Consider the following 12,323-nt stretch of genomic DNA (forward strand, 5'->3'; position numbering starts at 1 on the left):
CAATGTGCGGTGGAAGATTCCGCAGGTAATTTGTAATCCTTTATGAAATATTCCACGGGTGCACCGGCACAATTGACTTGAATCTTGTAATTGGGGTAGGAAGGGGATAAAACTTTATGCCAATATTTATATATTTTCTTTATACCCTTGGTAGTAACTTCTTGATTTATATAGTCATTATCTAATTGTATATGAATAGTTTTTGATTTGTCATTAATAAAATATTTACCTTTCTGTGGTTGCGAGAAGCTATCACAAAAGATGATTATTAGCCCTAATAGGGATAGACAAATTCTCCTCATAAGGAAACTATTCATACATAAAATTATCTGGTATTTTGCCTTTAAAATCTTTAAAGTAGGACTTGATTTCAGCAATTTGAGCTTCTATGTCACCATTGGGGATAATGATTTTTGTTGCCTTAATCAGTTTCTTTTCATAATCTACACCAAAAAGCAAGATAGGTAAATTAGCTTTTAAAGCTATAAAATAAAATCCTTTTTTCCAATCTTTTGTTGGTTTACGAGTTCCTTCCGGCGTGATACAAAGTCCAAAACGTTCGCTTTTGATGGCAAAGTCTGCCATTCTATCGGTCATGCTTGTATGTTTGGAACGTTCTACGGGAATGCCCCCCAGCTTTTTAAAGAGAATACCTAATGGCCATACAAACCACTCCTTCTTCATTAGAAAATTGCTTTGGATACCTTCTGCTTTCGCGAATAATTGCCCAATAACAAAATCCCAATTACTGGTATGAGGCGCTAAACAAATAATATATTTGGATGGGAAGTCAAAAGAAATTTCTTTTTTCCATCCCATCCATTTGTATAAAAGAGTGCTAAAAAAAGTCTTTATCATTCTAATGCGGAGATTTGGTCAATGATTTCGTCAATCTGTTTGTTAAATCCTAAGATCAAATCTTTGTAATATAGCTTAGCTTTCATGCCCGGTTGCGGGTGGGAAACGCGTTTGATAAATTCACTGTTGACAACCATTATCGAAGTTAGGATTGCGTCAAAACTGCTGTCATTGGCTTTTTTATTGTATAAAGCGGCAGCTACGCACTCTGCAAACAGTTCACTGCAAATATAATTAATTTGATGTTTTAATGTTCTTTTGCTGGCCATAAAATAAATAATTAGAAATAACTTAGAATTAGATGAATACTTGTATTACATGCCAAAGATAGAGAAAAAAAAGGAATTAGCAAGATTTTAACCTCAAAATATGCGTTATAAGCAGTAATTCTTGAGTGATTCTTTTCATATATCAATTAAATAAATTAATTTTGCAAGCAATTATTCAAAGTTAGTTTGATGATTTTTTATAAATAAATTCAATAAATAAATGATGGAAATTAGTGCATTGCAAAAGGAAAGAGCTGCTTATCAACCTAAGTTGCCAAAGGCTCTTCAGGGTGCAGTTAAATTGAAAGAAGGAGAACCTACTCAGAGTGTTGCGAACCAGCAGGAAATCAAAGAGCTTTTTCCAAACACTTATGGAATGCCTTTAGTGGAGTTTGTTCCCGGTGAAGAAGCTAACTCTGCAGAAGTAAATATCGGTGTAATTCTTTCCGGAGGTCAAGCTCCCGGCGGACATAATGTCATCAGTGGTCTTTTTGATGCAGTTAAGAAACTGAATCCTTCTAATCGGCTTTTTGGCTTTTTGATGGGCCCCGGTGGTCTGGTAGATCATAAATACGTAGAAATTACCTCTGATTTTATCGACCAATATCGCAATACCGGTGGATTTGATATGATTGGCTCAGGCCGTACAAAGCTTGAAAAGGAGGATCAATTTGAGAAGGGACTTGAGGTTATTCGTGAGCTGAATATTAAGGCTATTGTTATCATTGGTGGCGACGACTCTAATACAAATGCCTGTGTTCTTGCAGAATATTATGCTGCTAAAAAGTATGGTGTTCAGGTTATTGGTTGCCCAAAGACAATTGATGGTGACTTGAAGAATGATCAAATTGAGACATCGTTTGGTTTTGATACAGCCTGCAAGACTTACTCAGAGTTGATTGGTAATATTGAACGCGACTGTAATTCTGCCCGCAAATATTGGCATTTTGTTAAGTTGATGGGACGTTCTGCATCACATATCGCTTTGGAGTGTGCCCTTCAAACACAGCCAAATGTATGTTTGATTTCAGAGGAAATCGAAAAGAATGACATGACTTTGAATCAAGTTGTTGAGAATATAGCTGAAGTTGTGGCATGTCGTGCGGCGCAAGGTGACAACTTTGGTGTTGTATTGATTCCCGAAGGATTGATAGAATTCATCCCTGCTATCGGTCGATTGATTCAAGAGTTGAACGATTTGCTCGCTTCTCATGGAGCTGATTATAAAGATCTTGATAAGCAAGCACAGCGTGAATATATCCTGAAACATCTTTCTGCAGAAAATGCCGCAACCTTCGAAACACTTCCGGAAGATGTAGCTCGTCAGTTAAGTCTTGATCGTGATCCCCATGGAAACGTACAAGTTTCTCTTATAGAGACCGAAAAGTTGCTCAGCGCAATGGTAGAAGCATTGCTTGCAAAGTGGGCTAAGGAAGGTAAATATAATGGTAAGTTCGCCGCACAGCACCATTTCTTCGGTTACGAAGGCCGTTGTGCAGCTCCTTCTAACTTTGATGCGGACTATTGCTATGCGCTTGGTACAAGTGCAGCTCAGTTGATTGCCGCCGGTAAAACGGGTTATATGGCTATCGTAAAGAATACCACAGCAGGTACAGATGAGTGGAAAGCAGGTGGTGTGCCAATCACAATGATGATGAATATGGAGAGAAGAAACGGTGAAATGAAGCCCGTTATTCGTAAGGCTCTCGTAGAGTTGGATGGTAAACCGTTTAAAACTTTTGCATCACAGCGTGAAGATTGGGCTAAGAATACATGCTATGTATATCCCGGTCCTATCCAGTATTGGGGACCATCTGAGGTTTGTGATCAAACTACAAAGACTTTGCAACTAGAGCAATCTAAATAAACTATTTGTATAATGTAAGGATACAGGTTCAAGAACGTTTTGAATCTGTATCCTTTCTTTTTTATTTATGGCAGCAACAACAAAACCAAAAACTCGGACAAAGCGTCCCGTAAAGAAGCGTAAAAAGTCTTTCTTTAAGGGAAAACAAAATAAAATCGCATGGCTGATAGGTGGTTTGGGAATTGTTGCTATTTACATTTGGGTTTTCTACTATTTTTTTGTTGGACCAACAGGGTTTAGGTGGAGAGCTTTATATGGTGATCCCAAATATCCTGATGGTTATGAGATACATGGCATTGATATTTCTCATTATCAGGGAAATATTGATTGGGAAAAACTTCAGCATGCGATGATTGAGGGTTGTCCTTTACGATTTATCATTATAAAGTCTACAGAAGGAGCCTCTAAATTAGATGAAAAATTTTATGATAATTTCGAGAATGCTCGGGATTATGGCTATATCAGAGGGGCTTATCACTTTTGGAGTACTCGATCATCTGCGCGTGAACAAGCTTACTTCTTTTTGAAAAAGGTACATCTAAAGGAAGGTGATTTACCGCCAGTCTTAGATATAGAGCATAAGCCTGCTAATGTTTCCATAGAAGAATTTCAAACCGATGTGCTGACTTGGTTGCATATCGTAGAGGACAAATATCATGTAAAACCTATTATCTATACCTATTATAAATTTAAGCAGCAGTATTTATCAGCTCCGGTTTTTGATGACTATCCTTATTGGATAGCCCACTATTATGTAGATAAAGTGGAGTACAAGGGAGCATGGAAATTCTGGCAACATACCGACGCCGGGCAATTACCGGGGATAAAAGGGTATGTCGATTTTAATATTTATAATGGCTCGTATTATGATTTGAAAAAACTTGCTATTCAGCGATAATATGGTTAATGGAAAGTATATGATTATCGCCGAATAGCTTTGATTATAAAGCCCTTTTTAGTAATAATTGTTTAAAGCCCGCATAGTTATTTTCTATTTCTATGCTTTGCTTTTCGCCTTCCATAAATTTTAGCAAACGAGCGGGAATATTGAGCTCAATATCTAAAATATCTTCGACCTTTTCTTTGAATTTGGCGGGATGAGCAGTTTCTAAGAATACTCCAACTTCTTCGTTTGCCAAACAATCTTTCAGTCCTTGGTATGCGCATGCACCATGTGGATCCAATATATATCCGTTTTCCTTATAGCAATGCTGCATTATTTTTTTAATCCTATCATCGTTATAAGTAACTCCCTGCAGTTGTGTGCAAATTACTTCCCATGAGTTGTGGTATAATTCTGATATTCTCGCAAAGTTACTGGGATCTCCTACGTCCATAGCATTCGCGAGGGTAGGGATACTCGGTTGAGGATGGTAAATACCTGATTTTAAATATTGATATACAACATCATTGGCATTATTGGCGGCAATAAAACGTTTGACCGGTAGCCCCATCTCTTTAGCGAACAAGCCGGCTGTTATGTTGCCGAAGTTTCCTGAAGGTGTGCAAAAAACTAAATGATTATCCAGCTTGTCACGATATTTAGCTTGTTTCTTGAGCTGTGCATAAGCATAGAAGTAATAGAAAGCCTGAGGAAGAAATCTTGCGACGTTGATAGAATTAGCACTTGTAATCCTAATCGACTCGTTTAAGTCTTTGTCCATAAAGGCTTCCTTTACCAAACGCTGGCAGTCATCAAATGTGCCATCCACTTCCAAGGCGGTAATATTTTTACCCAAGGTCGTAAATTGACTTTCTTGTATATTGCTCACCTTGCCTTTGGGGTAAAGAACAAAGACGTGTATTCCCTCAACCCCTAAGAAGCCATTGGCCACGGCAGAGCCGGTATCACCCGATGTAGCGACAAGCACATTCATGCCCCGAGCCTTCTGACTATCAGTTTGTTGCTTCTTATTGATAAAATATTGCAGAGCTCTGGCCATGAAACGGGCACCCACATCCTTAAAGGCCAGTGTCGGGCCATGGAAAAGTTCTAAAGCAAAGATGTTTTCCTCAACAGCCACCGTCGGACAATCAAAATTTAGCGTGTCATAGGTAATCTTTTTTAGCTCATTATCTTCTATGTCATCTCCAAAGAAACTTTCGGCAACCTTTAAGGCTATTTCTTGGAATGAATAGTTTTCTATTTCTTCAAAAAATGTAGTGGGCAATGGCTTAATACATTCTGGCATATAAAGCCCTTTATCCTCGGCCAATCCTTTGATGATGGCCTTTTCCAAAGAAGCATAGGGAGCCTTGTGGCCGGTGCTGTAATATTTCATAAATAGTTTTATTTATAAGGAAACGCATGCTAAGCATTCATAAACGCTTGCATAAATTCATTAAGTTTCAAAAGTCCATACGAGCCATTTGCACAACTGATTTCGTCAAAGTGTTTTACTTCATCCGCTTGAATGAGGTTGTGCCATATAAGAAATGGGACGGGTTCGTCAATATGTGTCCTGATTTCGACGGGCGTAGGATGGTCGGGGAGGATAGCGATGCAAACGGGAGTATCCCATTGTTTCACTTCTTCCCATATAGGTTTGACGATTCGTTGGTCAAGCGAACGAATAGTTTGCAGCTTTAATTCCAAATCACCGTCATGCCCTGCCTCATCACTGGCTTCGATATGAAGAAATACAAAATCGGTTTTTCTTAACTCGTCTATGGCCGCTTGAGCCTTACCTTCATAGTTGGTGTCGGCAAGCCCCGTAGCACCTTCGACCTTAATAATATTAAGTCCCGCATAATATCCTATACCGCGAATGAGGTCAACGGCACTGATAACACTGCCACTTTTTATCGCAGGAAACATTTCACGCAGTGTTTGCATAGCCGGCCGATAACCTCCGCCCCATGGCCATACGCAATTTGCTGGACGCTTTCCATGGGCTATCTGCCCCAAATTGTAAGGATGGCTATTTAGTACAGCCTGACTTTGAATGATAAGGTTATTAAGGAGAGTTGCCGTTTCTTGTGCTGACATTCTTCCTTCTTCCTTTTTATGCTCCCATCCCGGCTCGGGCTGAACCAAAAGTTGTTTCCACGGCTCATTCGGATGGTCGTGGGGAGGTGCGCAAACAATATGTTTGCTGCCTTTCTTTATTATAAGTAAATGGCGGTATTGGATTCCGGTAATGAATCGAATTTGGTCATTACCTAATTCTTTATTGAGACTTTCTATCAGTAAATCTCCATTCTCGGTTGTCAGATTGCCGCCATTGTGGGTCTGTATGACGCCATCATGCAAGGTGATGATATTGCATCGTAATGCTAAATCATCAGATTCCATGTCATATCCAATGCTGGCAGCCTCTAAAGGGCCGCGACCTTCATAAACCAAATTCAAATCATAGCCCAGTATGGCCGTATTGGCAACCTCAGAACCCGGTAGGAAACCTTCGGGAATTGTAATCAACCTGCCGGTTTTACCTTGCTTTGCCAACATATCCATATAAGGTGTTTCGGCATATTGCAAAAGCGTTTTACCACCAAGGCGGTCGATGGCATGATCCGCCATGCCATCGCCTAATATGATAATATGTTTCATATAGCCTTGTCATTATATGTTGGCTATACTCATGATATTTGCAAAAACACCCGCAGCCGTTACCCCAGCTCCGGCACCATAGCCTTGTATTTGCATGGGATATTCCTTATAGCGTTCGGTTGTAAGGAGCACGATGTTGTTAGAACCTTCCAAATTATAGAAGGGATGATCCATGCCTACGGCCTTTAGCGAAACCTTTGTTTCTCCACGTTCCATAGTTGCCACGAAACGCCATCTTTTATGCTGGGCTTCAAGTAGTTGCCTTCTTTCCTCAAAGTCTTTGTCTAAGGAGGGCAGAGCTTTCCAAAAGTCCTCGATTGTACTTTCAAAAAAGTCGGCCGGAACAAATAGTTCTTTTTTAACATCAGCTACATCTACACGGTATCCTGCTTCGCGACTTAAAATAACAAGTTTACGAATAACGTCAGTCCCACTAAGGTCTATTCTGGGATCGGGCTCTGAATAGCCAAGTTCTTTCGCTCGTTTCACCGTTTCAGAGAAAGGAACTTCCGCCGATAATTCGTTGAAAATAAAATTCAGCGTGCCACTAAGTACGGCCTCAATCTTTAGAATCTTGTCACCCGAATGGCGCAAGTCATTGATTGTTCCGATAATCGGAAGACCGGCACCCACATTGGTTTCAAATCTGAAAAGAACCCCACGTTGAAGGGCGGTTTGCTTTAGCAAGGCATAATTCTCGTAGGTGCTGGAAGCCGCTATCTTATTGGCAGCGATGATACTGATGTTGTGTTCCAAGAAATCTTGGTAGAGTCCGGCAATATCCTTACTGGCTGTGCAGTCAACAAAAACGCTGTTGAATATGTTCATGCTAAGGATATTGGCTTTCAACTTGTCAGGATTGCTGGGTTCAGACTGCTCCAAGAGTTCGTGGTAATTATCCAAATTTATGCCGTCACGGTTGTAGATGGCTTTCTTAGAGCTGGCTATGCCCACAACGTTCAGTTTGAGTCTTGACCTATCTTTCAGTTCTTCATACTGGCTTTTGATTTGTTCAATGAGCATTCCTCCCACGGTTCCTACACCGCAGATGAACAAGTTGAGCACCTTATATTCCGAAAGAAAGAAGGAATCGTGGAGCACATTAAGTGACTTTCTCAACGACTCTCCATCCACAACGAACGAGATATTGGTCTCGGAAGCTCCTTGTGCACAAGCTATCACGCTGATACCACTCCTACCCAAAGTACCAAAGAGCTTGCCTGCGATACCCGGTGTATGCTTCATATTCTCACCAACGATAGCGATGGTGGCCAACCCGCTTTCGGCGTGCATGGGGAACATGGCTCCCGTTTCTATTTCCTTGGCATACTCCGCGTTGAGCACCTCCACGGCACGGGCTGCGTCCTGATCTCTTACACCGATAGAAGTGGAGTTCTCAGAAGAGGCTTGCGACACCATGAACACGCTGATACCATTGTCGGCCAATGTCGTGAAAATGCGTCTGTTCACACCTCTTACACCTACCATTGACAAGCCGGTAACCGTGATAAGAGTAGTACCGCTGATACTCGAAATGCCTTTGATCGGTTTGAGGTCGTTCTCAACTTTCTGCTTGATTACAGTCCCCGGATTGTCGGGATTGAACGTATTTTTTACCCTGATGGGAATGTTTTTAACACAAACCGGATAGATTGTCGGTGGGTAAACCACTTTAGCACCAAAGTTACATAACTCCATAGCCTCAATATAGCTCAGCTCATTGATGGTATAGGCAGTCTTGATAACCTTGGGATCGGCGGTCATGAAACCATCCACATCGGTCCAAATTTCCAGACACTCAGCGTCGAGGGCCGCCGCTATAATGGCTGCCGTATAATCGGAACCTCCACGTCCTAAGTTCGTCGTACGCTCGGTAGTCTTATCACGGCTGATAAAGCCGGGAACAAGTGATATATGGGGAAGGTCGCTGAAAGTCTTTTTAACCAGCTTATAAGTCAAGTCGCTATCCAGCGTATGCTTGCCATTAAGGCGCTCGGTCTTGATAAACTTTCGGGAATCGAACCATTTGGCGCCCTTGATGAGGGTTGCGACGATATTGGAACTGAGGCGCTCTCCGTAGCTCACAATCGCATCCTGCGTTTTCTCACTGAGGTCATGGATGAGATATACTCCGAAATAAATGCTCTTGAGCTGGTCTAAAAGAGAGTCTACGGTGTTGAATAATTGCTCCCTGCTTGTAGGGTTAGAGATGATAGCATCGATCATTTTGTGGTGGCGGTCGACCATTTCGTCGAATTCCATGCGCCAATTTTGATCACCATTAAGTGCCAACTGGGCTGTGTTTAGTAGTTTGTCGGTTATGCCACCCAAGGCACTTACTACAACGATTACGGGCTCCTGACGGGCCTCTTTTTCCACAATGTTCTTTAAGCTAAGAATGCTTTTGACGGAACCAACGGATGTTCCACCGAATTTTAATACTTTCATCTCTGTTATAAAATTAAGTTTACCCCGTAACGAGCAGGGAGTCTGATGATTTCATAAACCATTCATGAAATCTTGAAATCAGCGAAATCTATTCGGCCCAACAACGGTAGCGTAGGCTTCACCAACGTTCGAGATTGCCATCGAATGCTTTACTTTTAATTTAATTGCTGCAAAACTACTAATATTCTTATATACTAACAAACATTTTTCTTTTATTTTCAAACATACGACTTGCTTTTTGCAGAATGATGATAAATGAGGAAAAATATTTATAAATAATGTGTTATCTTTGCACCATGATACAGGAATGCCAAATAAGAGTTTTGCCCCAGCAGGCAGCTTCTGAAGCAACTATTGCCGATTATTTTGCCAAAGACAAAGGTATAGATGTGCGTACAATCAATCATGTGCGGATTTTAAAACGCAGTATTGACGCTCGGCAGCGCACCATCTTTGTCAATCTTACCATCAGAGTCTATATTAATGAATTACCACAAGATGATATGTTCGCCCGAACAGATTATCCTTATGTGGGCGATAAGCCGAGCGTTGTCGTTGTCGGCGAAGGTCCCGGTGGCTTGTTTGCCTCGCTCAGGCTCATTGAATTGGGACTACGCCCGATAGTCATTGAGCGTGGAAAGGATGTCAGAGAGCGTAAGAAGGACTTGTCGCTCATTACCAAAACGCAGAAAGTGGACGCTGAAAGTAACTACTGCTTTGGTGAGGGTGGTGCGGGAGCCTATTCTGATGGTAAACTTTATACGCGGAGCAAGAAGCGGGGTAGTGTAGATAAAATACTGAACGTGTTCTGTCAGCATGGTGCTTCCACGTCAATTCTGTCTGACGTCCATCCTCATATCGGTACGGACAAGCTCCCTCGGGTTATTGAAAACATGCGCAATACGATTCTACAGTGTGGAGGTGAGGTGCATTTTCAAACTAAAATGACGGGCCTAATGGTCGAAGCTGGCAGCGTGGTGGGCGTTGAGGCGCTCAACTTAGTGACCGGTGCCGAGGAAATTTACAGAGGACCGGTTATTCTTGCGACCGGTCATAGTGCCCGCGATGTTTATCGTTACATGGCCGATGCGCATATTCCCATCGAGGCTAAAGGCATAGCCGTAGGCGTCAGGTTGGAACATCCCTCGCAGCTTATCGACCAAATACAATATCACAATAGGCAAGGTCGAGGTAAATATCTGCCCGCTGCCGAATATTCTTTCGTGACTCAAGTGAATGGTCGTGGCGTTTATAGCTTTTGTATGTGCCCCGGTGGTTTTGTCATTCCTGCCGCTACGGGCGATGAACAGTTGGTTGTGAACGGTATGAGCCCGAGTAATCGTGGTACGGCGTGGAGTAATAGCGGCATGGTTGTAGAAATCCATCCCGAGGATGTGGGTGACCCGGCCGATGTTTTATCAGTTATGCGCTTTCAAGAAAAGGTAGAAAGAGATTGCTGGTTGAACGGTAACAGACGCCAAACGGCCCCGGCACAGCGCATGGCCGACTTTGTGAATGGTCGATTGAGCGCTGATTTGCCTAAAAGTAGCTATGCGCCGGGACTTATCGCCAGCCCTTTGCATTTTTGGCTTCCAAAAATGGTGAGTGAAAGACTGCAAAAAGGCTTTCTTGAATTTGGCAAGCGCAGCCATGGCTTCTTGACAAACGAGGCCATATTGATAGCTGCGGAAACACGCACTTCGTCACCCGTAAGAATCATCCGTGACCGTGAGACCCTGCAACACGTTACCTTAAGAGGTCTTTTCCCTTGTGGTGAAGGGGCCGGCTATGCCGGGGGAATCGTGTCAGCCGGTATCGATGGTGAGCGTTGTGCCGAGGCTTGTGCGCTCTATGCGGCGGCTTTGGGGTAAACAGCGCATGAAAATCGGTGGCCGTGGAGGCTGTTTCCTAACTGTTTATGGATGAGAATAGGTTGTGAATTTGTAAGAAAAAGTTCACTAAAAAAGTGTTCGTTTAAATTGTTCAAATAGAAAATAACGGGCCGGCAGTTACACAGTTTTTAGCAGCTTTTGGCCCTTTTGCTTTCTCTTAGTTAAGGCAATAGACTGCGTTTTTCGCACGATAAGCCATTCATAGTGGCCCTTTTAGAGGTTCAAAACGTTATGTTTGGGTTCTAAAAGGGCTACTCTTGTGTTGTCATAGCACATGTTTTAGGGGCTTTTTGTTAGCAGATAATATATCTGATTGTTTATAATTAGTTGATTATAAGCGTTTTATTAATTATTGGCTACAATTGATTTTTCAGGCTAAAGTGGAAAGTTTTTTTGAAAAAGCCAGCCATTTGAGACTTTTTGTAATAAAAAATCACAATGAATCCTAAGTCTACAGATTCATTGTGATGTACTTAATAGGGGATAAGGAGACCACCTTGTTTAGGCTTAGTCCAATTCTCCTTCATCGAAAGTTGTCGTGTTCCAATCGCCCGATTCAAAGCCTTTCTTCAGCCAATACATACGTTGTTGCGACGTACCGTGGGTGAAGCTATCGGGCGAGGCATAGCCTTGGGAGCGCTTTTGCAGGTAATCATCGCCGATTTTTTGGGCTGCGTCAATGGCGTCAGCTAAGTCTTGCTCGGTCAGACTACCGTATTTCTGTTGTTCATAATGTGCCCAGCAGCCTGCGTAATAGTCGGCAAGCAGCTCCAGTTTTACGCTGATTTTATTGGCGGAAGCCTTGTCGAGTTGGTTCATTTTGGCGTGGGCTTTGGCTAAAGTGCCTCTCAAGTATTCTATGTGGTGGCCCACTTCGTGAGCTATAACGTAGGCGTAGGCAAACGAGCTCTTATCGCTTATGCTGATACCCAGCTGTGAGCTCATGGAAGCAAAGAAGCTCAGGTCGAGGTAAAGCTTTTGGTCGCCACTGCAATAGAATGGACCCATGGCCGAGGAACCGGTGCCACAAGCTGTGCTGGTGCTACCGGTGAAGAGCACCATCGTGGGGTATTCGTAGCGCATACCATTCTGTTGGAACTGTGCCGTCCATACTTCTTCAAGGCTGGCAAGTATCTGTTTGGAGAATTCCGCGGCCGCTTGCTCTTCTTCAGTGAACTCTCTTTGGTTTCCGGCCGGTTGCTCTTGTAGTTGTCCTTGTAGCTGTTGTTGTACCACTGTGCCTAAAGCGTCGCCCAAGTTGCCGCCTCCCATCAGGGTAATGATGACCGCGAAGATGATACCGGCTATGCCACCCATTCCGGCTTTGGCCCCTCTACTCATTCCTCTACGGTCTTCTACGTTAGTGCTTTCGCGTCTGCCATTTAATTTCATAGGTGTAATTTGAATTATAAATGTGTAAAAATAACTTGTTAAAT

Annotated in this window: 9 protein-coding genes; 3 read left to right on the forward strand and 6 right to left on the reverse strand. The window is 42.5% G+C overall.

Features of this window, described 5'->3' with window-relative positions; genetic code table 11:
• Positions 1–309: 309 nt before the first annotated feature.
• Both VIR50_RS06335 and VIR50_RS06340 read right to left on the reverse strand, forming a co-directional pair.
• The gene (locus VIR50_RS06335) at positions 310–858 is read right to left on the reverse strand and encodes a 1-acyl-sn-glycerol-3-phosphate acyltransferase (RefSeq protein WP_331934293.1); all 549 of its coding nucleotides are present in this window, start codon (positions 856–858) and stop codon (positions 310–312) included.
• On the reverse strand, positions 855–1,127 hold the full coding sequence (locus VIR50_RS06340; protein ID WP_331934294.1) for a hypothetical protein: 273 nt from the start codon (positions 1,125–1,127) through the stop codon (positions 855–857). Before VIR50_RS06340 ends, VIR50_RS06335 begins: the two co-directional genes overlap by 4 nt.
• A gap of 223 nt (positions 1,128–1,350) precedes the next feature.
• On the opposite strand from VIR50_RS06340, the gene VIR50_RS06345 reads away from it, so the two are divergent.
• Together VIR50_RS06345 and VIR50_RS06350 are read left to right on the forward strand one after the other, a co-directional pair.
• Positions 1,351–2,994, forward strand: a complete 1,644-nt coding sequence (locus VIR50_RS06345) for a diphosphate--fructose-6-phosphate 1-phosphotransferase (RefSeq protein ID WP_331934527.1) — start codon at positions 1,351–1,353, stop codon at positions 2,992–2,994.
• Positions 2,995–3,061: 67 nt separating this feature from the next.
• A complete protein-coding gene (locus VIR50_RS06350; protein WP_331934295.1) occupies positions 3,062–3,892 on the forward strand; it encodes a glycoside hydrolase family 25 protein in 831 nt (276 codons plus the stop codon).
• A gap of 43 nt (positions 3,893–3,935) precedes the next feature.
• Here VIR50_RS06350 and thrC read toward each other — a convergent pair whose 3' ends face one another.
• From thrC to thrA, 3 genes are read right to left on the reverse strand one after another with little or no spacing between them, the layout of a single operon-like run.
• Positions 3,936–5,276 carry a threonine synthase gene (gene thrC, locus VIR50_RS06355; protein ID WP_331934296.1) on the reverse strand — a complete coding sequence of 447 codons (1,341 nt, stop codon included), beginning with the start codon at positions 5,274–5,276 and terminating at the stop codon, positions 3,936–3,938.
• Positions 5,277–5,305: 29 nt separating this feature from the next.
• Positions 5,306–6,547, reverse strand: coding sequence for a cofactor-independent phosphoglycerate mutase (locus VIR50_RS06360; protein ID WP_331934297.1), 1,242 nt, complete (start codon positions 6,545–6,547; stop codon positions 5,306–5,308).
• Positions 6,548–6,559: 12 nt separating this feature from the next.
• On the reverse strand, positions 6,560–8,995 hold the full coding sequence (gene thrA / locus VIR50_RS06365) for a bifunctional aspartate kinase/homoserine dehydrogenase I (RefSeq protein WP_331934298.1): 2,436 nt from the start codon (positions 8,993–8,995) through the stop codon (positions 6,560–6,562).
• A gap of 296 nt (positions 8,996–9,291) precedes the next feature.
• Between thrA and VIR50_RS06370 the strand changes: the two genes are divergently transcribed.
• Positions 9,292–10,866: an NAD(P)/FAD-dependent oxidoreductase gene (locus VIR50_RS06370; protein WP_331934299.1), complete on the forward strand. Its 1,575-nt coding sequence runs from the start codon at positions 9,292–9,294 to the stop codon at positions 10,864–10,866.
• 528 nt (positions 10,867–11,394) lie between these two features.
• Here the strand turns inward: VIR50_RS06370 and ypfJ are convergent.
• Positions 11,395–12,279 carry a KPN_02809 family neutral zinc metallopeptidase gene (ypfJ, locus tag VIR50_RS06375; protein ID WP_331934300.1) on the reverse strand — a complete coding sequence of 295 codons (885 nt, stop codon included), beginning with the start codon at positions 12,277–12,279 and terminating at the stop codon, positions 11,395–11,397.
• Between the last annotated feature and the right edge of the window lie 44 nt (positions 12,280–12,323).

The organism is Prevotella sp., from assembly GCF_036570325.1.
GTDB lineage: Bacteria > Bacteroidota > Bacteroidia > Bacteroidales > Bacteroidaceae > Prevotella.

What these genes read in the sequence shown, in the direction of transcription:
- VIR50_RS06370 (WP_331934299.1), top strand. Translation starts at nt 9,292, where the DNA reads ATGATACAGGAATGCCAAATAAGAGTTTTGCCCCAGCAGGCAGCTTCT.
- VIR50_RS06345 (WP_331934527.1), top strand. Translation starts at nt 1,351, where the DNA reads ATGGAAATTAGTGCATTGCAAAAGGAAAGAGCTGCTTATCAACCTAAG.
- VIR50_RS06335 (WP_331934293.1), bottom strand. Translation starts at nt 858, where the DNA reads ATGATAAAGACTTTTTTTAGCACTCTTTTATACAAATGGATGGGATGG.
- ypfJ (WP_331934300.1), bottom strand. Translation starts at nt 12,279, where the DNA reads ATGAAATTAAATGGCAGACGCGAAAGCACTAACGTAGAAGACCGTAGA.
- thrC (WP_331934296.1), bottom strand. Translation starts at nt 5,276, where the DNA reads ATGAAATATTACAGCACCGGCCACAAGGCTCCCTATGCTTCTTTGGAA.
- VIR50_RS06360 (WP_331934297.1), bottom strand. Translation starts at nt 6,547, where the DNA reads ATGAAACATATTATCATATTAGGCGATGGCATGGCGGATCATGCCATC.
- VIR50_RS06340 (WP_331934294.1), bottom strand. Translation starts at nt 1,127, where the DNA reads ATGGCCAGCAAAAGAACATTAAAACATCAAATTAATTATATTTGCAGT.
- thrA (WP_331934298.1), bottom strand. Translation starts at nt 8,995, where the DNA reads ATGAAAGTATTAAAATTCGGTGGAACATCCGTTGGTTCCGTCAAAAGC.
- VIR50_RS06350 (WP_331934295.1), top strand. Translation starts at nt 3,062, where the DNA reads ATGGCAGCAACAACAAAACCAAAAACTCGGACAAAGCGTCCCGTAAAG.